Raw genomic sequence first — 26,980 nt, 5'->3', positions numbered from 1 at the left:
CTGTTTAATAGGGGAGACGTTCTGTAGTTTGGAGATATTATTACTTTTGATGTGCTTCTATTTTTGTAATTGCATCAAACGACAGTTAGTGTCTGTTTTTTTATTCTTTAATTTTTGTTTCAGGTATTTTTGTTGAAATCATCACATTCAGTAAGTTTTCTCTTTCTGTAGCTAAGTTTTGGAGAAACTTGGTTATCTTATTCCCATAACTTCTTTTTGAATATGAATAAACAAGTAATGCTTTTTTATGGTTGTCTAGTTCGATTTGTTTGTATCTATAAATTATAAATTCTACAATATCGAGCTCATCATTTTTGTTAGAACTGAGCAAGCAATCAAGGATACTTTCTTCACCATCAGGGCTATTTATAACACTGAAATTACATACTTTGTCAGTTTCTTTTCTTTTCGTAAGTTCACTCACTTTTTGATGAATAGCATTTTCAACACTAACGTCTAAAACAAATAGATTTACAGTTATGAGTTCATTGAATTTCTCTACGGTTTCATTTTTTGGTAAATATTCTTGGATATAATAGTTGTCATTTGGTTTCTCTGACCAAGCAAGATTAAATTCAGTTTTGTTAAAATTAATTGGACCTTTCAATCCAATTCTCTCAATTGTTTGGCTTTTAATTGTAGAAATGGTAATTAAGAGTAAGCTTGTAAAGTAAATTGTTTTTTTCATTTATGTTTATTTTATTTTGATTGTTGTAAATTGTCACTAACGTTCCCTTGTTAGATGCTCAGTGTAACTCAAGCGAGACTGGGTTTTATCGATAAGTTAATAGTTTTTAAGTGAAGAAAAAGTATGACGCTTAATTCTTATGTTCCTACTGGCGCTTAGAGTGTATTGGCGGTTGATTTGGATTAATTAATAAGTACTTTTCGAATTTGATCCCCATTTCTAAAATATTTGTACGTTTCAAAATTCGACTGTCGATGTAATATTTTAATTGATTTATTTTTGGAAAACATAAACTCAGCAAATGTTTCAATAGTGAAATTTTTTCCATCTAATGTATCTAAAACATGGTCAATTTTTTTTTCATTGATTATTAGGCGACAAAAATCTTTATATAATATATATTCACGAACATCACAGTAGTAAAATAATTCCTTTTTATCCTTTTTCTTAAGAAAAATACCTTCGTCGTTAAACATCAAAATATTGTCATCAAGATCAATTTTTAAAAGGCAATAAAATACAATGGCTACAGAAATTAATATAGAGATTATTGCAAAAGTTTTATTTGTACCTAAAAGGAAAAAGAAAACAAAATTTTCAAAAAAAACAGTCATCAAAATATATTGATATCTTGTACGTGAATTTATTCTTCCGATAAATTGTCGATGCGTTGTTATCATGATTTAAGCTTGTCACTCTTGTTACCAGTTGTTATTTTTTTTCGGTCATTAAGTGGCTAACATATCGTCCGCCATTAGCTTTTATGTTTAGAAACTACAATTTGTTGAGTGTTTGTAATTTAAATATTTGTTCATTGTCAAGATTTGCATTTCTTAATTTGAAATGTCCAACTGATGAAAAAACTTTAAGTTGAATAAGCAACCAGCTATTGAGCCAAGGCACTGTTACTGGCTGTGTAAAAATTATACTTGACCTCTTTTCGGGAATTCAGGTTTCCAAGGTGGAATAATTACTTGTTTTTGGAAATGTATTAATGTTTTATTTGATTTTAATTTTACGTCTACTATATATGATTGTGGACCAGTATCTAATGTATCAATAATTAAGTCAAAATTTCCATTTAATGATTTTTCATTAGAGAATAATTTTACTGTGTAATGTTCCTTTATTTTTTCTGAGTATTGTATACTGACAGGTAAGTTATTTCTGTATATTGGAATGGAAATTGATTTTGTCCAACCATTAATTATAATTTCTGGTCCAAAATCTATAAAGTTGGATAAAGTATCGGGATAAATTTTCTTGCCATTTAAAACAATCTCCTTAGTTTTCCAATTGCCTTCTAAATTAATTCTCTTAGGCTTATAGAAAGCGAAAAAAAGAAAAATTATTATTAAGATACATATTAATATTCTTTTAAACCATTTCATTTATTCGTAATTGTTTGAATTGCTATTAACTCTTTTACGGCTTGATGCAGTAGCGGTTTTTGAGACGTTTTTATCTTGCTAAGATAACCTTTTATGAAAATAAAACGGGATTTTATTCAATTGCAGGAATAGTGCCAAATTGTACTATTGGAAGAAGCTATCTCTGTCCATTGTCAATAGTAATTGTCAATTTATTTTTCTTTTGTTCTATGTTTACCATTTGTCCTTCCTTGAAACCAAGTTTGTCAAGCCATTTGCCTTCAAGCCTAATTTCGGGAATAGTTGTTGATCCGTAAGTCCTTGCTTGATATTTTGAATGAATTTTGAGTTTCCTTGAATTTGTCATTGTCATGCAGTTTTTTTTAATTTATCTCGCGTCTCGAATCAAATGTCATACAATTTCTTGAAAACTTTGTCATATAAAAAGTTGACAAAACAAAATTATTAAATTCAGAGAGCAGAAAAGTTGGAGCCAATCCGACTTGGCGAGAGCGTGTAACAATTGTATTCGTACTTACAAAAATTGATTATTATCCTTTATAAAAATAAAAAAAGCTACAAAAATATTTTCTTGTAGCTTTTTATCTTGTATAATGGCTCATCGTTGCGAGCACGGATTGCAAATCCGCGCGATTGGGGATGAAAGATTTCTGGAAACCGTTAGGTTTCCGGCGGAATAGATAGTAGCTATTGCGCCTAACCGCTGTTAGCGGTTCGTGCTTTTTATTGATTATTTTTCATTACAATTTCTTTTACGCCTCCTTTTGTCAAAATTATTGAATTGTAAACACCTGATTTGTCTTGTATAAATTCTATTGTCCGGTCATTATTGTCGGCTCTAAAAAATTTTGTTTGTGATTCAGGCAAAAGTTCCATTTCTGAATTGTTATAATATATTTTTTCTCCAATTTTGATTATTTCAATTTCTCCATACTTGCCTGTATATTTATCATAAATGGAATTGTCTATTTTAGTTTGATAATGCTTGTATGGAAGTTCTACCTCCATTTGTAAGGCAATTGCAGAAAGCCCATAAGCAATTATATATGAAGATGATTCGTTATTAGAAAGTACTGTTACAAAAAGGTTATCATCTGTAAATCGGTTGAGTGAGGTCATTGCTCCAAAAAAACCACCGTCATGAGCAATAAGTTGATGCCCATGATTATAAAATGGATTAATGATAAAACCATAACCCCAATTTTCTTTACTATAGGGCGTAAACATTAGTTTTTTCATTTTTGCGGACAAAATTGTTGTTCCATAAAGTGCTTTATCCCATAAGGCTAAATCTTCAACGGTAGAATAGACTCCATCATGTCCAATATTGATTTTCCAATTTATATAAGGGTTGTTTATGTATTTATTATCTTCTAAAATATAATTTTTAGCCTTTTTAGGAATCAGGATTTCGTTGGTAATCACTCCAGAGTTTTTCATTCCCACTTTTTCAAATATATGTTTGTTTAAATAATCGGCGTACTTTTCTCCTGAAACTTTTTCTATAATTTTTGCTAATAAATAATAACCAATATTGCTGTATGCCGTTTTTGTGCCTGGCGAAAATTCATAAGGCATTTTTTTAATTTCATTGTATGCTGAATCAGCAGATATACTACTTGTTGCTATTTCTTTAAAACCCATTGCAAGGCCTGAAGAATGTGATAATAACATGTGAATTGTGACGCTATCTGCTTTTGGATAATCTGGAAAGAACTGACTAAGCTTATCATTAAGCGAGAGTTTTCTCTTTTCTACTAATTGAAGAATTGCAGTAGCCGTAAATTGTTTAGTGACAGAAGCCAACTGAAATTTTGTATCAATTGTATTTTTAATATTCCATTCATAATCTGCAAAACCATAAGCCTTTTTTAATAATACAGAACCATTTTTTAAGACAATAACTGTTCCACTAAAATTATTCAAGTCAACTTGTGCCTGCATGTATTTTTCAAGATAAGTTGATATGTTTTTTTGCCCAAAAATTATTGTTGGAAGAAGAATGACTATTAAAAATAGTCTCGATTTAGTTATTTGATGTGTTTTTTTCATTTTATTTTTTACAGTTTGAAAGTATTTTAATTAGTATTTTATCCAATAATTCAATTTCATTTTCTGATAATCCTTTAAGAGCATCTTGCCTGTTTTTGTTTATGACAGGTGTTAACAATTCAATTGTTTTTTTTCCTTTTTCCGTTATTTCAAGGTTAAATTTTCTTCTGTCTATTTCGTTTATTTTTCTTGTCAGATACTCTTTTTTTACCATTAGTTCAATAATTCTAGTAATTGAAGTATTGTCTTTGAAAATCAATTCAGCTATTTCCTTTTGAGAATAATTAGAATTTTTATTAAGCACAATCAATAATAGACATTGGTCCACTGTTATATCCTTTACAATTTTCCCTATGTTTTTCTGTGAAATTTTTCTATACTCTTTTATTGTTTGCTCAATTGTATAAAGAACAGTTCCTGTTGGATTGCTTTTTTTCATATTAAATTAGTTAATGTGAATATAATTGATACGAATATAGTTGTTGTATCAACTAAATAAAAATAATTTAGCAATTTATTTTATTTTTTTTAAATTGTTTTTTTAGTGAAATTTCTGGTGACGCAGCCTGACGTTCTGGCGCTACATTAGGTTTGGGACTAAATTAAGCTCATTCTTCGGATTTGCCACCCGAGCGATAGCGAACAGGCGAAGCAAATCACTCAAATACAAAACTATTTTTCCATTAAGCCAATTGCTCAAATTCGTTGTAGTCGATGTTAGTATAAGGATTTTTATTTAGTTTCTTTTCTCATTAAATTCTTTCCCATAAAATATATTCCGATTATTATAAATGGAATACTCAATATTTGTCCCATATTTAATTTCATTCCATTTTCAAATTCCACTTGATTTATTTTTACAAACTCAATTAAAATTCTCATTGTGAAAATTAAAATTATTGTTAAACCAAACAAAAAACCATTTCCTAGCTTTATGTTTTTAGTTTTGTAAATAGTGAAAACTATAATGAAAATTATTAAATACGAAATAGCTTCGTAAAGCTGGGCTGGATGTCTTGGTATATTGTCAATACGACTAAAAATAAATGCCCAAGGCATTGTAGTCGGATTACCAATCATTTCAGAGTTCATTAAGTTCGCAAGCCTTATAAATGTTGCTCCCAATGGCGCAACAATTGCAATTAAATCAAGTATTTTAAGATATTTTATTTCGTATTTTTTTGAATATAGATAAAGTGAAATAATCAACCCAACTGTACCTCCGTGACTTGCTAAACCCGCAAAGCCAATAAATTTGTATTCTCCATTTAGAGTTTTCTTAATAGGTAAAATAATTTCTAATAGATTTTTTGAATAGTAATCAAAATCATAAAATAAACAATGCCCTAATCTCGCTCCAACAAAAATTCCAACTATTCCGTAAATGAACAATGCTTCGTGCGCACTATCTTTTAAGTTTTCTCTTCTAAAAATTCCTTTTAGAATGTACATACTTAAAAGTAAACCACAAGCAAATAAAAGTCCGTAATATTTTAATGGAAAACCATAAATGTTTATTATTTCAGAGTCAAAATCCCAATTTATGTATAATGCAATCATATATTTTTATTAATTTCTATTTTCTGCGATTTTCGGTAAACTTGCCACCAACGTCCAGCTACTACAGTGGGTTTTGGACTGAATTAAGCCCATTCTTTGGATTTGTCACCCGAGCGATAGCGAACAGGCGAAGCAAATTACAAATAGAAAACTATCTTTTCATTAAGCCAAATACCCAAATCCGTTGTAGTACCTGTTAGCTGTTGTTTTTATTTCCATTCGGTTACTATTTTTAATAAATATCTCATTATATTTTTTTTATCATAGTCATCAAATTTATCAGAAGTTAATGAGTTATTCAATATATAATTTCCCGATTCATAATCGTCATTAAAATTATTCGTCAAAATTGAAACTGATTTATCAAACTCTAAATAATCTTTGAATTCCAATTTTTCTTTGTCTATTAAAACTTGCATTTTTTGAGTGTAGTGTGTCTTTATTTCATAAAAATACTTTTCTTTAACAATTGGTAAAAGTTCTTCTTTCCCTTTTTGAAATTGTTGTAAAGCGTTCTTATATTGCTGTTCGGAATATTGAATTGTGTCGGTTATTATGCCTTTTTGTTTGTAATAGTCTATAAAATCAATATCTGGCGCAAATCCATTTTCTATAAACCAATCTAATGTTTTATGAAACCGTTCGTTGTCATTTTTTAAATATTCTAACCTTGAAATTGTTCTTACTTCGGCGATTATTTTTTGATAGGCTTCTAATTCTAATTCTTGAAGAATTAAAAAAGACTGATATTCCTTCCCATTTTTCTTAATAAAAAAAACATTAAAGTAAGATGCCCAATTATTTCCACATTTAGGTGCCAAAACACAGCCTCCTCCATTTGTTATTAGGTCAGAATAATAATCTTCATTATCTTGATATTTTCTTAACGTTATGGTTTTTGGTAATAAAGAAAGATTATTTTTTAGAATAGTGTCAACTTTTTTTATTTTGACGAATGAGGTATTTGTAAAATCATTTACACGAATTGTGTCAAAAGCAAAGTCATCACTCACAATAATTAAATCACTTTTTAGAATTGCCTTGCGAAAATTTAGATTTTGAGCGTAACTATTAATTGTCAAAAATAAAATCAATAAACTATTTAATATCTTCATTTGTATGTTGTGTCAATTTTTATGTCGATTTTGCAAAATTACCGCTAACGTTCAGGTACTACAGCGGGTTTGGGACTAAATTAAGCCCATTCTTCGGATTTGCCACCCGAGCGATAGCGAACAGGCGAAGCAAATCATCCTAAATGCAAAACCATCTTTCTATTAAGCCTATTGCCCAAATCCGTTGTAGTAGCTGTTAGCGGATGTTTTTTTTGTAGTAAACTGCGATTTCTGGTATATGAGCAAATTCAGTAATTTTTCTCATTTCAATTACTTTCTCTCTTTCAATTGGTTGCAATTTTTCAGTCTTTAATATTTCAATTAATTCGTCCATTTTTTGAGAAATGAATTCATAATTGGGGTTTTTAAGTCCAATTGAATTATTCATCATTATATTTCCTTCTCTCCAACGGTAACAGTAAGTTTTCGGAATCAAACTCCAACGAGACGTTATATACTTTTCAGATATTTCCTTTAAACGTTTATGGTCTGTTTTATTATTATTTAAGGTTGGGGGATTAAAATAAATATTTAAGACTAATGCTTTGCTATTTCTATTATTTGAAACCGTTAGCCAATCGTAGTAAATATCAAATAAATAATTTCTGTAAACTCCATTTAAGCCAACATAATCATTAACTTTTTCTATTCTAAAACCAAGAGAAATTAATTTTTTAAAACCTTCACTTTCAGTTATTTCGAAATGTCTTTTATATCCCAGTTTTGTGGTTAGTAATCCAGCTGTTATTATAAAAAACGTTGTCAATAAAAAAACAATTAATGAAATTAATAAATTATTTGTCGTTATATAAGTGATTAGAGAAAGCGGAATGTTAAAATATAAAGATATTATTATTTGCTCTTTTACTTCTGATGTCTTCATTCTGTGTTATTTGTTTATTCTGTTTCTCGAAAATATCCGCCAGCTTGTGTATAGTCGCTACTTTGTAACGAGTATACACCCAAAATTGGGTATATTGGTAAAGTTTTGTTTTGTATTATTATTATTATTATTATTATCAAATGTATTGAAATATTCTTACTAAATAATAAAATTAGTATTTCATTTGTTTACTGCTTTTCAAATTAATAGGATTGTTAATTAATGTAGTTCTTGTCTAGCCCCGATGGAAGGGAAAATCCTTTTTAATCTCGGCTTTTGGGACGAGATTAAAAAGATTGGAATGACAGCGGGACTACTGTTGATGCAAACACCAATGTCTTTGCTCCTAAAAACAAAAAACTGCAAAGCGTTGTTACTTTGCAGTTTTTAAAGTTTATAAAAAGATGTTATTTGTAGCTGTGAGGCTGTGTAAATTATATTCCTAGGATTTTTAAATACTAATTCATAGTCAAGACTTGTTGGTCTAATTTTACTTTGTACTTCTCTCAATTATGTTTTAGTTGTAAAAATATTTGTCATCGAAGGATTTTATTTATTAGCCACCTACTGCTGTTACGGTTAGGCTTTTCGCAGGGCAACCATTATTGAAGTAAATCTTTGCTTTGCAAGATACACTTGGCAAACAACCTTGGTAATAGAATTCATTTACAATTAAACCGCTTGGATCAGGAATGAAGGGTGGATATAATGTTCCATTGTTTAATCCGCTTAAAGGGGAATCAAATTCGAAAATTACTGCTCCGCTTAAATCAAGATCAATTTTTTCAACTGTACTCCAATCTACTTGACAATTCGTTGGAGATTTAAGACTTACGAAGCCTCCTAAACTTGTTGAAGAACTTCCTCTGCAGATGTATGACATTGTCATAACTGGAGTACAACTACAATTGGCTCCACTACCTGAGTTGGTTATATTTAATACAGTATTACAAGTTTGTGCTGTTCCACCCGAACCAGCTGCGGTTAAAGTACCACTTGCAAAATTTGCTAGGTAAGTTATAGTTATGTTAGCTCCATTAGCAACATAAGTAGCACTTCCAGCTGGGCTTGGGGTCAGTGTCCAAACAATATTACTTGCTGAACCTGTATTATTTGTATAGCTATAACTTGCGGTAGAGCCAGCTGCTACGACAGCTACGCCAGTTGATGTTACTGTTGGACCAGTAATATCACAAATAGTTTGAACTAATTGTGCAGTAGGAGCTATTTTATTGGTAGATAATGTTTTGTTTGTAACTTTGCTTATACCTTTATTGGACATTGTTTTATCTATACTTTTGGTTTCTTGTACTTGAGTGTCATCTTTTGTACAAGCTAGAAAGAATATACTACAGAATATGCCAATTAAACCAATTTTTAAAGAACTTTTTAACTTTTTCATAATTTTATTATATTTCCCTTTGCAAAATATTTGCCATTTTAAGGACGAAAACTTTAGGTACAAATGTTTTTAGTTAGATTTGTTCCGCCCTTGGCATCCTTTACTTTGTGAAATTAATATACTTCTTTAAAATACTCATGATTATTTAAGAGATGTGATATTAATTTGCCAATACCAATTATTTTTTGACTTTCGAACGCCAATTCTACTTGGTAGATTGAGTAAATTTTCTGCCAACTTGTAATGGTCTGACACAATCAGACCGATTGTCTCAAAAATTGTTTTTCGAGATCATACATAAAATTGAAACGCAATTACTTTTGTTTTATTTTGTATTATTTTTATTATAAAACAAAAAAGAGCTATTATTCTTATTTGTAAAAATACTACATTTATATATATTGTTTACACAAGACAATAACAGATTGTTTTTATAACTGATTTGTTACCAGTTGTTAAAAAGTTATGAAAACAGTAAATGAGCAATTATTACTATGAATAATAAGATAAAAAAGCATATAGACAAGGCATTGGAATGAACTCGGATTACAAATGCGTATTATGACTTTGGAAAATAAAAAAAACTGCAAAGCGTTGTCACTTTGCAGTTTTTTAAGATTTGTTCTCGATACATCACGCAAAAAAGCGTGACACTCGAACTGAGGGTTTATTTACTCGTGTGTCAACTCCGTTTGGTTTCTAAAAACCAGTTGCCCATCAAATTCATCGAGCAGGATTATGCTATCGGCAATAATTTTTCCTGCGAGTATTTCTTTAGAGAGTTGGTTTAGGACTTCTTTTTGAATTACTCTTTTTACGGGACGAGCTCCAAATTGCGGATCATAACCTTTCTCAGACAGATAGGCTATGGCTTCCGGCGTAGCGTCTATCGAGATGCCTTGCTGAGCCAGCATTTGAGTGACGTTATGGAGTTGTAAGCTCACAATTCTGGCGATATTGGCTGAGGTAAGCGGACGGAACATAACTATCTCGTCTATACGGTTGATGAATTCCGGACGTACCGTTTGCATCAATAATCCCATTACTTCTATTTTTGCCAATTCGGTGGCTGCTTCGACCCCTGTTTTTAGATTCTCAAATTTATCCTGTATAATTTGGCTTCCCATGTTGGAAGTCATGATGATTATGGTGTTCTTAAAATCGGCCAAGCGTCCTTTGTTGTCCGTCAAACGTCCTTCATCGAGTACTTGCAACAAGATATTGAAAGTGTCCGGATGGGCTTTCTCTATCTCGTCGAGCAAAATAACAGAATAAGGTTTTCTTCGTACGGCTTCGGTCAATTGACCTCCTTCTTCATAACCTATGTATCCTGGAGGCGCTCCCACCAAACGGCTCACGCTGTGGCGCTCTTGGTATTCGCTCATGTCAATTCGGGTCATGGCATTCTCATCATCAAAAAGATATTCGGCTAGCGCTTTGGCTAATTCGGTTTTTCCCACTCCGGTTGATCCAAGGAATAGGAAGGTACCAATTGGTTTTTTCATATCCTGCAATCCTGCACGGCTTCGACGTACGGCGTCGCTCACAGCTTCGATGGCTTCTTCTTGACCTACAACGCGTTTGTGCAATTCTTGTTCAAGATGCAATAGTTTTTCTTTTTCTCCCTGTAGCATTTTCATCACAGGAATTCCTGTCCATTTGGCCACCACTTCGGCAATGTCTTCACGGGTTACTTCCTCTTTTATTAAGGAAGTTCCCGATTGATTTTCGGCTAATTGTTTCTGAAAAACATCTAATCGTTCTTGAGCTTCCTTGATTTTTCCGTAACGAATTTCGGCTACTTTACCGTAATCGCCATCACGTTCGGCACGTTCGGCCTCGTATTTGAAATTTTCAATTTCGGTTTTTACTTCCTGAATATTATCGGCAACTTCTTTTTCGGATTTCCATTTGGCGTAAATCACGTTTCGCTCTTCTTTAAGATTGGCTAATTCCAATCCCAATACTTTGAGTTTGCTTTCGTCTTTTTCGCGTTTGATGGCTTCAATTTCGATTTCCAATTGCATGATTTTTCTATCCAAAACATCCAATTCCTCGGGTTTGGAGTTGATTTCCATACGGAGTTTAGAAGCCGCTTCGTCCATTAAGTCGATGGCTTTGTCTGGTAAGAAACGATTGGAAATGTAACGTTGCGATAGTGTTACGGCTGCAATGATAGCGTCGTCCTTGATTTGTACTTTATGGTGTGTTTCGTATTTTTCCTTGATTCCTCTTAGGATTGAAATCGCACTTTCGATATCTGGTTCTTCGATGATGATTTTTTGGAAACGACGTTCAAGGGCTTTGTCTTTTTCAAAATATTTTTGGTATTCGTCTAAAGTCGTTGCACCTATGGCTCTCAATTCTCCACGAGCCAAAGCTGGTTTCAAAATATTAGCTGCATCCATTGCACCTTCGCCACCACCTGCACCTACAAGCGTGTGAATTTCGTCAATGAATAATACGATGTCTCCTTCGGCAGCAATAACTTCTTTGACTACTGATTTTAATCGTTCCTCGAATTCCCCTTTGTATTTGGCACCAGCAATTAGGGCTCCCATATCAAGAGAAAATACGATTTTGTCTTTTAGGTTATCAGGCACATCGCCATCTACAATACGGTGTGCGAGACCTTCGGCAATAGCGGTTTTACCCACTCCAGGTTCTCCCACTAGCATTGGGTTGTTTTTGGTTCTTCGGGTAAGGATTTGCAGTACGCGTCTAATTTCCTCGTCACGACCAATTACTGGATCGAGTTTTCCGGTTCTGGCCAATTCGTTGAGGTTTTTGGCGTATTTGTTCAAAGAATTATAAGTTTCTTCGGCTGAGGCTGAGGTTACACGTTCGCCTTTTCGTAATTCGTCTATGGCTGCTTTGAGTCCTTTTCCGGTTACACCTTGGTCTTTTAGGATTTGGGCTACTTTGCTTTTAGAATCGAATATGGCAAGTATTAAATGCTCTATTGAAACGTATTCGTCATTCATTTTTTTTGCAATGATTTCCGCTTCGTTCAATGCAGAGCTGGCTGCTCTGGAAAGCTGTATTTCGCCTCCGCTAACTCTTGGAAAACTTTGAATTGTACTGTCTAAAATTTGTAAAAACAATGGTACATTGACATTGAGTTTTTTCAAAATAAACGGAGCTACATTCTCATCTACTTCAAAAATAGCTTTAAAAATGTGTTCGTTCTCAATTTGTTGCTGACCCAAACTCTGAACCAGTTGCTGCGAAAGCTGTATAGCTTCCTGTGATTTAATGGTAAATTTATTTATGTTCATGGTTTTTTATTTTTTGAGTTATTAATTGTTAGTGAAAAGGCAATAGATATTTGGTAGTTATTATTCACGAATCTATAGGTTTCTATATTGTTTTGTTTTTTATTCAAAAAACTAGTGCCAAATGGCTATTGGCTAATCACTAAAAGCTAACTTTGCAAAATAATCTTCAAATGGTGTTCCATAGTAAAATCATGGACAATTTGACGGTTTTAGCTATGTTTTTATAGCTTTTTAAAGACAAAATGACATAAAAAACGACAAAATGAGTATATTTAATTCCCTATTTGGTAGTTCTGAAGAAAAGAAAACAGCAGTTAGTAAAATCAATTGGATTCCATTAACAGATTTAAATCAGTTGAATGAAATTATTGCACTATCAAATGAAAAACCGGTATCGATTTTTAAGCATAGCACCCGTTGCAGCGTGAGTAGAATGGCTTTGAGACAATTTGAAAATGAGTTTGATTCTGCTGATACTACTGATACCTATTTTTTGGATTTGCTGGAATACCGTGAGGTTTCCAATGAAATCGCAAATCGTTTTCAAGTGATGCACCAATCTCCACAAGTGTTATTGATTAAAAACGGTAAATCAGTTTATGATGCTTCGCATAGTGATATTGATGCGAAGGATTTGGCGGAGAGACTGTAAGTTAATTAGTCTGAATAATTCTTTTCGTTAAATTGAGTTTTATATAAAAAGTAAAGACGCTAATCACAAAGTAAAATATTTTAAACTTTGTGATTAGCATCTTTGCTAAAAATAGTTTGGTGTGATTTTAAAATTCTCCTCCTGAGCCTCCACCACTAAATCCACCACCGCCAAATTCCATTGGAGATTCCTCAACTTTTGCTTCGGGTTTAAGTCCGAATTGCGAAGCGACTATAAGTGTTTGTAAATTGGCAAAAGCATTTGGATTGGTAAAGCGATCAGCTTTGAACGTGACTCCTTTTTCTTTATGTTTTGTCTTTTTTATGGCAAAATAAGTAAAGGCAAATACAACCAAACCTCCAATGGTTAAGCCAACTTCCGGCGGTAAAACATGATGATACATTCTAAAGGTAAAAAAGGCAAAGCAAAGTGCCAGAAAGCCTATCCATAGCATCATTCTATCTTTATTTTTCAAAGAGAATACAAGGTATACTGCCGGAACTATGAATGTAAAAGCCCAAAAGAATATGGCAAAAGGTATTTCAGGACTTACACCATCATAAAAATATTCTCCTGATAGGCCGTAATTTAATTCCCTTACCACATAATAATTTCCTGAGAGATAGAATAAAATTAAACTGTAGCCTTTAGCTAATTTTAATCCCTTGTAATAATAGGGAGAAGTTAAGCTTTGGAACTTTTTTTTCAAAATGAAATAACAAACTCCAGAGAATAAAAGCAGTACAAACGGTAATATAGATTTCCCGATTATTAAATATTCGAATGTAATGTAAGCTAGACTTCCTGTTATTCCTAGACAGGCGAGTAGAGCTAATGGGAGATTGAGGTATCGCAAATAGGAGAAACTTGATACGATTGCCATAACTATTATGATAACTAAAAAGTCTGGATCATAATTTTTTTCAAAGGTGAGACCAACTCCAATCAGTAATGCTAATATGGCACCCACAATAAAAGCATCGTCCAGGCCAAAACCAAAATATTTCATTTCTCTTGACATAAACTCTTTGGCTCCAAAACCAATTATAGTAAAGAGATAGATGAAAAATAAATATGCATCGTCTATAATACTCAGCGCAAATAACGATAGCACTCCACAAATAGAAGAATACAACATAAAGCCCAGAATGAAAAAAAGAATTTGGATGAAGATGTTCTTTTGGCTTTTAAGCTTTGGTATTTGAATTTGAATGCTTTTATATTGTTCTTGACTAATGAAGCCTGATTCCTTCAATCGATTGGCTTCTTCATCTATATATGTGTTGTCTAAAAGTGTTTTATCGTATACTATCATCAGTCGTGTTTTTGTTGAAGTGTTTAATCAATTTTATAAATCCAAGTATGGAACCAATAAAATAAAAAGGAGTGGTGAAAATGAATAAAAAGAATAGGTCATCAAATTTTATTAATTCTATAACTCTTACAAATAAGATGTTTATTCCTATATATCCGTATAGAATAGTAAAAATAAATAGAGATATAGACTTGATTTGAAAGCTTAAATTATAAAAGTAGTAGGCAGTAATTCCTAAAACTATTCCAAAAGGTAACCAATAGTAATCTTCAAATAAATTTACAATACAGGCTAAACTAACCAAATGCAACGAGAAAGTAAGATAAACGAGATTGAAGTGCTTTTTCAAATTGATTTTGATTGCATACAAGGCCCAAAGTAACAAAACCAATCCAAATGCTAAACCAATATAACTTAAATAGGGATTGTCAAACATTTCGTTTTCAAACACTTGTTTTGGATCTACTGAGAGTCCCAAATAAGCCGCCATCCCTGTGATTCCTATGGATAAAACACTTTTATTGTCAAAATAATAAGCACAAAAAAGACTGATAACAGTTGGTACCAAAGTGGCCAATCCGTAATGGGTTCCAAAAGTTTGGTATTGAAATTGCAAATATCCCACAAATGTACAGCTCAGTATAACCGCTGTAAGTACTAAGTAATCATAAAGCGGATTGGAGAATAGTACTTCTTCTTTTTTGAAGCCCTCATGTTTTTTGAAACAAAAATAAAAACAAGTTAACGTTACTAAAAGCAATAATCCAAGTAGTGCAGTATGTCCAATTGTGTCTATGTTTTGATAAATTAATATACCAATCCCCGATGTAAACATTAACATCGAAAGGTATAGTAATAATTTCAGTTCGTTGTGAACTGAAAACAAATTCAAACCTCGGTACTCCCGAATGGCTCCAAATTGTTCTTCTGTAATGTGATTTTTTTCAAAAAGCGTTTGAGTTGCTTGTTCCTCGAAATTCGTCATGCTATATATTTAAGATATTTCTCAAATATATAGTTTTTTTTGTACTAATTAATAATTGGAAAAAATACTTCTTTAGAAAAGGGATAAATTAAGGGATAGATCCTCATTTGTGAGTGTTTCCAATTGTATATTATAAGGCATAAAAAAACCAATTTTTCAGTTCTGAAAAATTGGTTTAGTCAATAGGATTGTTTGGTATTTTATTTTTGGACTTTGATATCTACTACGATTCTAGGATCATAGCCAACTCTGTGTACCGATTTAATGTAAATGGCCCCTTTTTTGCCAGCCGCATTTTTGAACAATACTACATTTGGCATTTGACTATCTGGAAAAGAGTCGTCATCATCTGTATCTATTTTAAGAGCGTCAAAATCTGAACCTTTTTCGATTTTGTTGAATTGCTCAATTGTCAATAAGTCTTTCTGGGTATTAATGAATAATGAAAGTGTTGCATTTTTTAGACCGTAGTCGCCATCATTTGGACTGGTGAAATAATTTAATTTATCACTGCTGCTATAAAATTCAATGTCAATTTTTGGTAGAATTGCAGCGTCAATTTGTTTTGTTTTGTATGATTTTCCTAATTCAGTCGAAAAATATAGTCCTGCATCATATCCTTCTGATTGGTCTAATGAAAAGGTAACATCTTTAAAGGTTTTTATGGTTGTATTGTCCGTTGCAGTTGTATCGTCTTTTGAACAGCTGATAAATAGTGTAGAACTAATAAATAATAGTAAAGTAATTTTTTGTGTTAATTTCATGGTATTTTTTTTTTTAATTTTTTGTGAAAATACGTAAAACTATGCGTGCATACTATTTTTATTAGCTAAAATAATTGATTTTTTTATGATTGATTTTAGCTATTTAATAATGGTTTAAGGTAGAATAGGTTACAAAAAAAAATCCATAAATGTATTTTATGGATTTTTCTTGCTTAATTGATTTTTGAATTAATAGGTACTCTTCATTTTATCCTTTATTGCTGCTAGACAAAGGTTATTAATGCTTCCTTCATGTGTATGTTTGGTTTCTTTTGGAGATTGATATGTTCCGTTTTCCAATTGCTCAGCAACGGCTTTGTAGGCATCTCTAAATGGCATTCCAGCTACAACCATTTCGTTTAGTGTATCTACTGTAAACAGATAATTGTATTTTGGGTCATTTAAAATATTGTCTTTTACCGTGATGTCTTTGATAGAGAAAATAGCGATATCCAAACAGGCTTTCAAGTTTTGTATGGCTGGAAACAATCCTTCTTTCAAGAGTTGTAAATCCCTGTGGTAGCCGCTTGGCAGATTGTTGGTAATTAAAGTGATTTCATACGGTAAGGCTTGAATCTTATTGCATTTACCACGAATCAGCTCAAAAACATCCGGGTTTTTCTTGTGTGGCATAATGCTGGAACCTGTGGTTAAGTGAGATGGCAAGCCTATAAAATCAAAATTTTGACTCATGTACAAACACACATCCATTGAGAATTTAGAAAGTGTAGCTGCTATACTGCTCATGGCAAAAGCTACTGTCTTTTCCGATTTTCCACGGCTCATTTGTGCCGCAACTGCGTTGAATTTTAAGGTTTCAAAACCTAATTCCTGAGTTGTAAATGTTCGGTTGATAGGGAATGAGCTTCCGTAACCTGCAGCTGAGCCCAGCGGATTTTGATCCACTATTTTCAAAGCGGCATTTAGCATTGTGATGTCGTCTATAAGACTTTCTGCATAGGCAGAAAACCACATCCCGAAAGAGGAAGGCATTGCAATTTGAAGATGAGTGTAACCTGGCAATAGCACATTTTGGTGTTTTTCTGCCGATTCCATCATTAAATCAAAAAGTGTTTTTACCTGTTCTTTCAGTTCTTTGACTTCATCTTTCAAGTATAAGTTCACATCGACTAAAACCTGATCGTTTCTAGAACGTGCGGTGTGGATTTTTTTTCCGGCATCGCCAAGTTTTACTGTTAGCAAATATTCAATTTTAGAATGTACGTCTTCAAAGCTGTCTTCGATTTCGAAATTCCCGTTCGCGATGTCTTGTATGATTTCGTTCAAGGCTACGACCAAAGATTCGGTTTCAGCATTAGTCAATAAACCTATTTGCCCTAACATTTTGGCGTGGGCAATGGAGCCTAAGGCATCATATTTGGCCAAAACCAAATCAAGTTCCCTGTCATTTCCTACCGTAAAATGTTCAATTTGTTTGTCGGTTGGTATTCCTTTTTCCCAAAGTTTCATAATTGGATTTTTAGATTGTTAGACTGTTAGATTGTTGGATTTTTAGATTGTTGGATTTTTAGACTTTTGGATTTTTTAGAGTATACTATTTTATAGGTTTAAATCTAAGTAATCCAATAATCGAATGATCGAATAATCCAAGTAGTCCAACAATCTATCAATTCAAGAAGTCTCCCAGTATTTTGATGTACAATTGGATTCCTTCTTCTATTTCGTTGATGTATATAAATTCGTCTGCTGAATGTGACCGGAGTGTTTCTCCTGGTCCTAATTTTAATGATTGACAACTTAAAACCGACTGATCCGAAAGGGTAGGCGAGCCATAAGTTGTTCTTCCCAATGCTATTCCGGCTTGTACTAATCCGTGTGAAACTGGAATGGACGAGGCGTTTAAGTGCATTGAGCGTGGTGTGATTTGAGCTGTTAAATGCTGTCTTACAGTTTCTAAAATTTCGACATTGCTATAACAATCATTCACACGAATATCGACCACCAAATGACATTCGGCTGGAACTACGTTGTGTTGTTTTCCAGCGTTTATTTGGGTTACAGTCATCTTTACTGGCCCTAAAACCTCTGATACTCTTTCGAATTGATAACTATTGAACCATTGTATAACTGGCATAGCATTGTAAATGGGATTGTCAGTATTTTGGTGTGCTGCGTGACTAGCTGTTCCTTTTACAACAACATCGAGTACTAGCAGACCTTTCTCGGCTACTGCCAATTGCATCAAGGTAGGCTCACCCACGATGGCGCAATCTAACTCTGGTAAATGTTTTAAAACGCTGTTAAGTCCTTGTTTACCGCTACTTTCTTCTTCGGCCGTTGCTGCCATTACTATATTATATGGTAAATTTTCTTTGGCATAAAAATGAACAAAAGTGGCCAAAAGGGAAACCAAACAACCTCCCGCATCATTGCTGCCTAATCCGTATAATTTACCCTCTTTTTCGATGGCTTTAAACGGGTCGTTGGTGTAACCTTGGTTAGGTTTTACGGTATCGTGATGGGAGTTGAGCAATAGTGTCGGTTTGGATTTATCAAAATATTGATTGAAAGCCCAGATATTATTGTTTTCCCTCTCGAACGGAATGTTGTTTTGACGGAACCAATCTTCGATTAAAAGAGCTGTTTGATCTTCTTCACTCGAAAACGAAGGGGTTTCAATCAGAGATTTTAATAACGCGATGGCTTCTTGTGTTAGGGTCTCTATGTTCTTCATATTTTTTTCCTGAGATCTGACAGATTTTAAAACCTGTTAGATCTGTTAGTATTTTTATAATTCAATGCTTGTATGGATAACACTAGCATTTTGTAACATTCTGTGATGTCCAATTTTTATTTTTTGAACACCTTTTGAAAGGCTATTGAAACAGTTGTCCAATTTAGGGATCATTCCCGAATGTATTGCTTTTTCAGCTTTTAATTTGGTATATAATTGATGGTTGATTTGTTCTATTACCGAACTGTCATCATCTGCATCGTACAAAACGCCCGGTTTTTCGAAACAATAAGTCAACGTAACTTCAAATACATGGGATAATGCAATGGCTAGTTCGCTAGCAATAGTATCAGCATTAGTATTTAGTAATTGTCCCTGTCCATCGTGTGTAATGGCACAAAAAACAGGTGTTATTCCGCTATTTAGTAATGTTTCCAATAAAGGAGTATTCACTTTTTGTACATCGCCCACAAAACCATAATCTATCGTTGGGTGGTTGCGTTTTGTTGAGAGAATCAAATTACCATCGGCACCCGAAAATCCTACGGCATTGGTGCCATTAGCCTGCAATTGAGCAACCACATTTTTATTGATTTCACCTGCATAAATCATTACTACCACATCGAGCATCGGGGCATCGGTAATACGGCGTCCATCAATCATTTGAGGTACCAGCCCAATACTCTGTGCCATTTTGGTTGCCGATTTTCCGCCTCCATGAACAAGTACTTTGTGGCCTTCAATTTTAGAAAAATCAGTTAAGAACTGTTCTAACTCTGTTGGATTATCGATGATGTTGCCACCAATTTTTATGATAGATAGTTTATTCATTTCTTTTAAATTTCTGAATTACTAAGTCCCTAAGTTTCTAAGATAACAAGTAAAAAACTTAGTATCTTCGAATCTTAGAAATTTAGAGCCTTTTTAATATTTTCTGCAAAACTAATTGTGCCGAATACGTTCTGTTATTGGCTTGCTGTATTACAATCGAGTTTTCGCTGTCGATTACTTCATCAGTCACAATTACGTTGCGTCTTACTGGCAAACAATGCATGAATTTGGCATTGTTTGTCAGTTTCATTTTATCGGCTGTGATGGTCCAATTTGGATCGGTATTGGTGATTTTACCGTATTCTTTATAATTACTCCAGTTTTTGGCATAAATGAAATCGGCGTTTTCAAATGCTTTGTCCTGATCGTATTCGATTTTGGAATTCTTGGTGATTTCAGGATTCAATTCGTAGCCTTCCGGATGTGTAATCACAAAATCCATTTCGGTTTGTAATTGCATCATTTCTACAAAAGAATTGGGTACCGCTTGAGGCAAGGCTCTTGGATGTGGAGCCCATGACAGTACGACTTTTGGTCTGTGTTGAGTTTTGTTTTCTTCCATTGTAATGGCATCTGCAAGGGATTGCAACGGATGTCCTGTTGCGCTTTCCATATTAAGAATTGGCACAGTGGCATATTTCAAGAAGCCGTTCATTACAGTTTCGGCATTGTCTTTTTCTTTATCTACTAATCCTGCAAATGCTCTTATGGCAATAATATCGCAGTATTGTGAAACTACTTCGGCAGCTTCTTTGATGTGTTCCGAAGCGCCTTGGTTCATAACGGTTCCGTCTTCAAACTCGAGTGTCCAACCTTCGCTGCCAAAGTTCATGACCATCACGTTCATGCCTAAGTTCAAAGCCGCTTTTTGGGTGCTCAAACGGGTTCTTAAACTCGAATTGAAAAACAACATTCCCAAGGTTTTGTTTTTTCCCAGTTTCTTATTTTTTAGCGGATTTTTTTTGATTTTTATGGCTTGTTTCACCCATTTTTGGAGTGAGTCTATTTCTTTTATTGAGGTGTAGTTCATAGTTCTTGTTTTTTAGTATGAATACTTATGATTTGATGCTTATCGTATGGATTCGTTAAGAGGAAGTCACGGATAAAGCACTTATTTTCTTTTTGCTATTTATGATTTGACGCTGATTAAACTGATTCGCTAAAGCGAAGACATAGATAAAGCACGGATTTTTTCTTTTGCTTATAATTTATGCCGGTTAAACAGTTTTTTGTTTTCTTGTTTTACGGTTGTTTTCATATATTTTTCTTTTAAATTCAGGTTTTTTTCCAAAGTTTAAAAGCAATCCTACTTCACAATCTGTTGCTCTTAAATAATTTAAAATTTGGTTTTCAAAATCCTTTATAATACAATCGGCTGCTTTTAGTTCGAGTATGATAGTATTCTCGACTATTAAGTCAGCAAAGTATTCGCCAACTTCGGTTCCTTTATAGTAAACGCTAATTCTCTTTTGAGCTTCAACTTTATAACCTTTATTTTTTAATTCTAAATACAGGGAATTTTGATACACTTTTTCTAAAAATCCATAACCTAATTCATTATAAACTTCATAAAAGGTTTTGATAATAACATCTGTTAATTCTTGGTGTAATAATCCCATATTTTAAAATTAGTTTTTATCTGTGTTTACGTTTTAGTAAATCAGAATCATCCGTGTTATTTTCAACATAATCTTAGTAAATCTATAAAAAGTTCAGTTCTTTCTTAATGTCTTAACCCAATGAGTTTAAAAAAAATCAGTTTTTATCAGTGTTTTTGCCTTAGCAAACCCGTCTCATCAGCGTACCATAATTATAAAATCTTTGTAAAAGCAATTTCATTACTCAAAGCTTTCAGCATAAAATTATCTTCGAGTCCGTTTACAATCCAGGTTTCGATGTTCGCTTCTTTGGCGATGGCTGATGAATCAATTTTGGATTGCATGCCACCGGTTCCGTGTGATGATTTTTTGTCCCCAATTTCTTTTTGCAACAGCGATAAATCAGTCACTAATTCTATCGTTTCCGGCACTTCATCGTTAATTGATGATTTGGTGTAAATACCATTGGTATTGGTGGCAATTATCAAAATATCAACGTTTAATAGTACAGCTGTCAATGCCGCCAATTTATCGTTATCACCAAATTTAATCTCATCTGTAGCCACAGTGTCGTTTTCATTGATGATCGGGATATAACTATTTTTGACCAATACATTGATGGTATTTACAATATTGACTTTGGATTGTTGTTTTTCAAAATCAGAATATGACAACAAACACTGTGAAGTAAGTAGGCCTAAATCACTAAAGTTCTCATGGTAAATCCGCATCAAATGGGGTTGACCAATTGATGCCAAAGCTTGTTTTACAAAAACATCTTCGTCTTGATTTTCCAGTTTTACAAATTGTTTGGCCGCAGCAATCGCTCCTGAGCTAACAATGATAAACTCATATTTGTCCTGCAAAGAGGCAATTTGCATCCCAATATCCTCAATCTTTCCTCTGGAAATATGATTGGTTTCTTTAGTTAAGGTGTTACTGCCTAGCTTTAGTAATATTCTTTTTTTTGTCATTTTTTAATTATTTAAAAATTGAAAGATTTAATTATTTAAAAATTTGGGTTGCTTTAATTTTTTAATCTTTCAATCCTTCAATCTTAAAATTTTTACCTGATTTGTCCATCACCGTATACATACCATTTATTGGTTACCAAATGTTGTAATCCTATTGGGCCGCGTTGGTGTAGTTTGTCGGTGCTGATTGCTAATTCTCCTCCTAAACCAAATTGACCACCATCTGTGAATCGGGTAGAGGCATTTTGATACACGGCTGCCGCATCTACGTTTTCCATAAATTCTTGGGCAACAGCATCATTTTTTGTAATTATGGAAGCCGAATGCCCGCCACAATATTTGTTTATTTTTTCAATCGCTTCTGTATTAGAATTAATGGTTCCGATTACGATTTTATAATCTAAAAACTCTTCGTACCAAACCAAATCCGATTCTATTTGGGGAACGTTTACTGTTCTTGAAACGGTTTCATCTCCCAAAACTGTTACGTTTCTTTGTTGTAATTCAGTAACTACTTTTTTGGCGAAAGCCTCCCAATCCGGTAAATTCGTGTCGATAAGAACTTTGTCCAAAGCATTACAAACCGATATATTAGATGTTTTACCATTGATAATAACAGAAAGGGCTTGATCTAAATCGGCTTCCTTGTCGACATACACAAAATTATTGCCACGACCGCTGACAATTACAGGGCAAGTAGCGTGTTTTTTGACAAATGCAATTAGATTTTCGCCACCACGAGGAACTATTAAATCTACTTTTTGTGTTGGTTTTTCAAGAAAAGCTTGAGTTTCGTTTCTGTCGTAATTTAGATAATCCACCCAATTAGTGTTCACATCATTGTCGGCTAAAGCTTGGTGCCAAAGGCTTACAATTTTTAAGTTGGAGCGAAGGGATTCTTTACCACCTTTCAAAAGGATTTTATTCCCCGATTTGAAAGCGATACCACCTGCTTCAACTGTTACGTCTGGTCTTGATTCGTAAATGATTAATATCGTTCCGAAAGCTGCAGTTTTGTTGGTTATCTTGATGCCATTATCGTGTACAAAATGAAAGCGTTGCTGACCTACGGGGTCTTCTTGGGCAAACAATTGGCGTAATGAAAGTATCATCCCGTCAATTTTAGCATCGTCTACAAGCAAGCGTTTCTCCATCGCCAAATCATCGCCTTTGTAGTTTTCAAGGTCTTCCTGATTGGTTTTTTTGATGTTGGTTCTTTCTTGTTCGAGCAAATCTGCCATTCGATTCAGAACTGCATTTCTTTTTTGTATGGGTAATAAATGGCTCATAATCTATTTTAGATTTTAGAGGTTAGATTTAAGAATAAAACAACTAAGCTTTCAATTCAGCTAAGCTTTCTTTCAAGGCAACTATGAATGCATCGATGGCTTCCTTTTTGATTGTCAAAGGTGGAAGGATTCTCAATAGATTCTTGTTGTTGGCACTTCCTGTGAAAATCAATTTTTCTACAATTAGTTTTTTGCGTAAAGCACCTATTTCAAAATCAAATTCTACACCCAGCATCAATCCTTTTCCTTTTACTTTGACTACTTCAGGAACTTGTTTGATAGCTTCAAGGAAATATGCATAAACGTCATTTACGTTATCAATTAGTTTTTGCTTTTCGATTACATCCAAAACAGCAATTCCAGCGGCACAGGAAAGGTGACTACCTCCAAAGGTTGTTCCTAGCAATCCGTGGCTAGCGGTGAATTTTGGAGCAATTAAAATTCCGCCAATAGGGAAACCGTTCCCCATTCCTTTGGCAAGCGTAATAATATCTGGTTTGATATTGTGGTGTTGAAAGGCGAAAAACTTTCCGCTTCTTCCGTATCCGGATTGTACTTCATCCAAAATCAAAACCACTTCGTATTGTTTACAAAGTTTCTCTAATCCTTGAAAAAATTCAGATGTTCCTTCATCCAATCCTCCAACACCTTGAATTCCTTCAATAATTACCGCAGTAACATCTCCTTTCTTTAATTCGGCTTCTACCAAATCAAGGTTGTTCAAAGGCAAGAAAGTAACGACTTGCTGTGCATTGATTGGAGCGACAATTTTTTTGTTGTCTGTTACGGCAACAGCTGCCGATGTTCTTCCGTGGAATGAGTTGTCAAAAGCAATCACTCTTGATTTTCCGTTGTGGAAAGAGGCCAGTTTCAATGCATTTTCATTAGCTTCGGCTCCGGAACTGCATAAGAATAAGCTGTATTCCTCGCATCCTGAAAGCTTTCCTAATTTCTCAGCCAATTCCACCTGTAATGGATTTTGTATGGCATTTGAATAAAACCCGAGATTATCTAATTGGTTTTTCAATTTGGCTACATAATCAGGCTGTGTGTGTCCTATGGAGATTACTCCGTGACCACTGTATAAATCTAAATATTCCACTCCGTTTTTATCTGTAATGGTGCAATCCAATGCTTTTACAGGAGTGATGTCGTATAACGGGTAAACGTCAAATAAGTTCATTTTTTAATTATTTAATGATTTAAAAATTGAAGAATTTAAAGATTTATGTCTTTCCTAAACTGTATTTATCTTTTAGAATCTCAATAATTTTTCAATTATTAAATTCTTCAATTTTTTTAATTGTTTTTAGAATCCGCTTGGTTTCAAATGCAATCCTGTGGTTTCTTCCAGTCCAAACATTAAATTCATGTTTTGGATGGCTTGACCCGAGGCTCCTTTGACTAAGTTATCGATCACCGAGGTGATCAAGATCCGGTTCCCTTTTTTTATTAAACTAATGATGCATTTATTCGTTTGAACCACTTGTTTCATGTTGATACCAGCTGTAGTAATGGTTACAAAAGGCTGGTTTTTATAGAATGCTTCGTATTTGGCTACAATATCTTCCAAGCTTTCGTTGCAAGTGGTGTATAATGTGGCAAAAATTCCTCTTGGAAAATCTCCTCTGTTCGGAATGAAAAGCAATTCGTTTTTGTAATCAGTCTGTAATTGGTGTAAACTTTCTGAAATTTCACCCAAATGCTGGTGATCAAATGCCTTGTAATGCGACATGTTGTTGTTTCTCCAACTAAAATGTGATGTTTCCGAAAGGCTTACTCCAGCTCCTGTGCTTCCGGTTGTTGCATTGATGTGTACATCATCTTTCAATAATTTGGCTTCTGCCAATGGCAATAAAGCCAATTGAATTGCGGTAGCAAAACATCCTGGATTGGCTATGAACTGAGCGTTTTTAATAGCCACTTTATTCAATTCCGGTAAGCCATAAATGAATTTTTTACCTTCAAAAACTTCGTCTTTGTTTAATCTGAAATCATTTCCTAAATCGATGATTTTGGTATGGCTCGCAAATTGATTTTCTGTCAAAAATGATTTCGATTTTCCATGTCCTAAGCACAGGAAAACCACATTTACGTTAGGGTTTACCGTGTCAGTAAAATTCATTTCGATATCGCCCAACAAATCGTGATGCGCTACCGAAAGCGGTTTTCCGGCATTGGTGGTGCTGTAAACAAAATCGAGTTTGGCATTGGGATGAAACATCAATATTCTGATGAGTTCTCCCGCCGTATAGCCCGATCCGCCTATTATTCCAACATTAATCATAGCTTTCTTGATTTACGGATGAAAATATGTTTTGGGCATTCCCTAAAATTTTGATGAATCCTTTAGCATCTTCTGATGTCCAAGCGTTGTTCATTTCTCCGTATTGTCCAAAAGCTGTGTTCATCAAGTCGTTTTTGGATTCAATTCCGTCTAATGAAAAGTGGTATGGTTTCAAAGAAACAGTTACGATTCCGTTCACGGTTTTTTGGGTGTCTTCTAAGAATGTTTCTATGTTACGCATTACCGGATCTAAGAACTGACCTTCGTGGAATAACATTCCGTACCAGTTTCCTAGTTGCTCTTTCCAGTATTGTTGCCATTTTCCTAGAGTGTGTTTCTCTAATAAATGATGTGCTTTAATGATGATTAAAGGAGCAGCGGCCTCAAAACCAACTCTTCCTTTGATTCCGATAATTGTGTCACCCACGTGAATATCTCTTCCGATGGCATAGGCACTGGCTAATTTTTCTAAAACCACAATATTGTTTGAAGGTTTGTCGGCTTTTCCGTTTACGGCTACCAATTCACCTTTAAGGAATTCTAATGTTACTTTTTCTTCACCTTCTTTTTGCAATTGCGAAGGATACGCTTCACTAGGTAGAGGTTGTCCGGAAGTCAAAGTTTCTTTTCCTCCAACACTTGTTCCCCATAATCCTTTGTTAATGGAGTATTGTGCTTTTTCCCAAGAGTATTCTACGCCATTTGCTTGTAAATACGCAACTTCTTCTTGTCTTGAAAGTTTTAAGTCTCTGATAGGGGTGATGATTTCTATTTCCGGAGCGATGGTTTGGAAAATTAAATCAAAACGGATTTGATCATTTCCTGCACCAGTACTTCCGTGAGCAATTGCTTGGGCACCAACAGATTTAGCGTATTTTATAGCTTCGATTGCCTGAAAAACACGTTCAGCGCTTACAGATAGAGGATAGGTATTGTTTTTTAATACGTTTCCGTAAATCAGATATTTAATTGCTTTATCATAATATTTATCAAGGATAGTTAGATTGGCATGTTTGGCACTTCCTAGCTCATAAGCTCTGTCTTCGATTGCTTTTAGTTCGGCATCGTCAAAACCACCAGTGTTGATTAATACGGTATGAACTTCATATCCTTTTTCATTTTTTAAATATTTAAGACAATATGATGTGTCCAATCCTCCGCTATATGCTAATACTACTTTTTTCATGTTGTTATGTTTTTTCCTTTTCTAAAGATCTCTTT

General features: G+C 33.8%; 25 protein-coding genes. 1 reads left to right on the top strand and 24 read right to left on the bottom strand.

Annotation, left to right across the window (positions count from 1 at the left end; translation table 11 throughout):
- Positions 1 to 100: 100 nt before the first annotated feature.
- From OZP08_RS15645 to clpB, 11 genes are all read right to left on the bottom strand, one after another.
- Positions 101 to 688, bottom strand: a complete 588-nt coding sequence (locus OZP08_RS15645) for a hypothetical protein (protein ID WP_268847018.1) — start codon at positions 686 to 688, stop codon at positions 101 to 103.
- Between the two features lie 182 nt (positions 689 to 870).
- Positions 871 to 1,368 (bottom strand): hypothetical protein, encoded by a 498-nt coding sequence (locus OZP08_RS15640; protein ID WP_281322280.1) that lies wholly within the window; start codon positions 1,366 to 1,368, stop codon positions 871 to 873.
- A 243-nt stretch (positions 1,369 to 1,611) separates the two neighbouring features.
- Positions 1,612 to 2,079, bottom strand: coding sequence for a hypothetical protein (locus OZP08_RS15635; RefSeq protein ID WP_268847017.1), 468 nt, complete (start codon positions 2,077 to 2,079; stop codon positions 1,612 to 1,614).
- Positions 2,080 to 2,236: 157 nt separating this feature from the next.
- Positions 2,237 to 2,425: a SymE family type I addiction module toxin gene (locus OZP08_RS15630; RefSeq protein ID WP_268847016.1), complete on the bottom strand. Its 189-nt coding sequence runs from the start codon at positions 2,423 to 2,425 to the stop codon at positions 2,237 to 2,239.
- A 377-nt stretch (positions 2,426 to 2,802) separates the two neighbouring features.
- Complete coding sequence (locus tag OZP08_RS15625) at positions 2,803 to 4,131, bottom strand: serine hydrolase domain-containing protein (RefSeq protein WP_281322279.1); 1,329 nt, start codon at positions 4,129 to 4,131, stop codon at positions 2,803 to 2,805.
- A gap of 1 nt (position 4,132) precedes the next feature.
- A complete protein-coding gene (locus OZP08_RS15620; RefSeq protein ID WP_268847014.1) occupies positions 4,133 to 4,570 on the bottom strand; it encodes a MarR family winged helix-turn-helix transcriptional regulator in 438 nt (145 codons plus the stop codon).
- A gap of 293 nt (positions 4,571 to 4,863) precedes the next feature.
- On the bottom strand, positions 4,864 to 5,691 hold the full coding sequence (lgt, locus tag OZP08_RS15615) for a prolipoprotein diacylglyceryl transferase (protein WP_268847013.1): 828 nt from the start codon (positions 5,689 to 5,691) through the stop codon (positions 4,864 to 4,866).
- A 209-nt stretch (positions 5,692 to 5,900) separates the two neighbouring features.
- Positions 5,901 to 6,806 (bottom strand): hypothetical protein, encoded by a 906-nt coding sequence (locus OZP08_RS15610; protein WP_281322278.1) that lies wholly within the window; start codon positions 6,804 to 6,806, stop codon positions 5,901 to 5,903.
- A gap of 196 nt (positions 6,807 to 7,002) precedes the next feature.
- Entirely contained in the window at positions 7,003 to 7,689 is a 687-nt protein-coding gene (locus OZP08_RS15605) for a hypothetical protein (RefSeq protein WP_268847011.1), read from the bottom strand.
- 556 nt (positions 7,690 to 8,245) lie between these two features.
- Complete coding sequence (locus tag OZP08_RS15600; RefSeq protein WP_268847010.1) at positions 8,246 to 9,091, bottom strand: hypothetical protein; 846 nt, start codon at positions 9,089 to 9,091, stop codon at positions 8,246 to 8,248.
- Between the two features lie 671 nt (positions 9,092 to 9,762).
- The gene (gene clpB, locus OZP08_RS15595; RefSeq protein WP_281322277.1) at positions 9,763 to 12,369 is read right to left on the bottom strand and encodes an ATP-dependent chaperone ClpB; all 2,607 of its coding nucleotides are present in this window, start codon (positions 12,367 to 12,369) and stop codon (positions 9,763 to 9,765) included.
- 262 nt (positions 12,370 to 12,631) lie between these two features.
- Here clpB and ytxJ point away from each other — a divergent pair, with 262 nt between their 5' ends.
- Positions 12,632 to 13,021 (top strand): bacillithiol system redox-active protein YtxJ, encoded by a 390-nt coding sequence (gene ytxJ / locus OZP08_RS15590; RefSeq protein ID WP_268847008.1) that lies wholly within the window; start codon positions 12,632 to 12,634, stop codon positions 13,019 to 13,021.
- 127 nt (positions 13,022 to 13,148) lie between these two features.
- On the opposite strand, the gene OZP08_RS15585 is transcribed toward ytxJ, so the two are convergent.
- From OZP08_RS15585 to OZP08_RS15525, 13 genes are all read right to left on the bottom strand, one after another.
- The gene (locus tag OZP08_RS15585) at positions 13,149 to 14,336 is read right to left on the bottom strand and encodes a hypothetical protein (RefSeq protein WP_281322276.1); all 1,188 of its coding nucleotides are present in this window, start codon (positions 14,334 to 14,336) and stop codon (positions 13,149 to 13,151) included.
- Positions 14,320 to 15,321, bottom strand: coding sequence for a DUF2157 domain-containing protein (locus OZP08_RS15580; RefSeq protein ID WP_268847005.1), 1,002 nt, complete (start codon positions 15,319 to 15,321; stop codon positions 14,320 to 14,322). The genes OZP08_RS15585 and OZP08_RS15580 overlap by 17 nt, the downstream gene beginning before the upstream one ends.
- Positions 15,322 to 15,521: 200 nt before the next feature.
- Positions 15,522 to 16,085: a hypothetical protein gene (locus OZP08_RS15575; protein WP_268847004.1), complete on the bottom strand. Its 564-nt coding sequence runs from the start codon at positions 16,083 to 16,085 to the stop codon at positions 15,522 to 15,524.
- A 189-nt stretch (positions 16,086 to 16,274) separates the two neighbouring features.
- The gene (gene argH / locus OZP08_RS15570; RefSeq protein ID WP_281322275.1) at positions 16,275 to 17,555 is read right to left on the bottom strand and encodes an argininosuccinate lyase; all 1,281 of its coding nucleotides are present in this window, start codon (positions 17,553 to 17,555) and stop codon (positions 16,275 to 16,277) included.
- 157 nt (positions 17,556 to 17,712) lie between these two features.
- Positions 17,713 to 18,780, bottom strand: a complete 1,068-nt coding sequence (locus tag OZP08_RS15565) for a M20 family metallo-hydrolase (RefSeq protein WP_281322274.1) — start codon at positions 18,778 to 18,780, stop codon at positions 17,713 to 17,715.
- A 54-nt stretch (positions 18,781 to 18,834) separates the two neighbouring features.
- Positions 18,835 to 19,611, bottom strand: coding sequence for an acetylglutamate kinase (gene argB / locus OZP08_RS15560; RefSeq protein ID WP_268847003.1), 777 nt, complete (start codon positions 19,609 to 19,611; stop codon positions 18,835 to 18,837).
- An 82-nt stretch (positions 19,612 to 19,693) separates the two neighbouring features.
- Positions 19,694 to 20,641 carry an N-acetylornithine carbamoyltransferase gene (locus OZP08_RS15555; protein WP_281322273.1) on the bottom strand — a complete coding sequence of 316 codons (948 nt, stop codon included), beginning with the start codon at positions 20,639 to 20,641 and terminating at the stop codon, positions 19,694 to 19,696.
- A gap of 187 nt (positions 20,642 to 20,828) precedes the next feature.
- Positions 20,829 to 21,230, bottom strand: a complete 402-nt coding sequence (locus OZP08_RS15550) for a GxxExxY protein (RefSeq protein WP_268847002.1) — start codon at positions 21,228 to 21,230, stop codon at positions 20,829 to 20,831.
- A 191-nt stretch (positions 21,231 to 21,421) separates the two neighbouring features.
- Positions 21,422 to 22,183 carry a glutamate 5-kinase gene (gene proB, locus OZP08_RS15545; protein WP_281322272.1) on the bottom strand — a complete coding sequence of 254 codons (762 nt, stop codon included), beginning with the start codon at positions 22,181 to 22,183 and terminating at the stop codon, positions 21,422 to 21,424.
- Positions 22,184 to 22,275: 92 nt separating this feature from the next.
- On the bottom strand, positions 22,276 to 23,472 hold the full coding sequence (locus tag OZP08_RS15540; RefSeq protein WP_281322271.1) for a glutamate-5-semialdehyde dehydrogenase: 1,197 nt from the start codon (positions 23,470 to 23,472) through the stop codon (positions 22,276 to 22,278).
- A gap of 43 nt (positions 23,473 to 23,515) precedes the next feature.
- Entirely contained in the window at positions 23,516 to 24,655 is a 1,140-nt protein-coding gene (locus OZP08_RS15535; RefSeq protein ID WP_281322270.1) for an aspartate aminotransferase family protein, read from the bottom strand.
- Between the two features lie 126 nt (positions 24,656 to 24,781).
- A complete protein-coding gene (gene argC / locus OZP08_RS15530; protein ID WP_281322269.1) occupies positions 24,782 to 25,759 on the bottom strand; it encodes an N-acetyl-gamma-glutamyl-phosphate reductase in 978 nt (325 codons plus the stop codon).
- The gene (locus tag OZP08_RS15525; protein WP_268847000.1) at positions 25,752 to 26,945 is read right to left on the bottom strand and encodes an argininosuccinate synthase; all 1,194 of its coding nucleotides are present in this window, start codon (positions 26,943 to 26,945) and stop codon (positions 25,752 to 25,754) included. The genes argC and OZP08_RS15525 overlap by 8 nt, the downstream gene beginning before the upstream one ends.
- Positions 26,946 to 26,980 lie beyond the last annotated feature (35 nt).

This window comes from Flavobacterium aestivum (assembly GCF_026870175.2).
Lineage (GTDB): Bacteria > Bacteroidota > Bacteroidia > Flavobacteriales > Flavobacteriaceae > Flavobacterium > Flavobacterium aestivum.
This window is presented reverse-complemented; position numbering and strand designations above follow the sequence as displayed.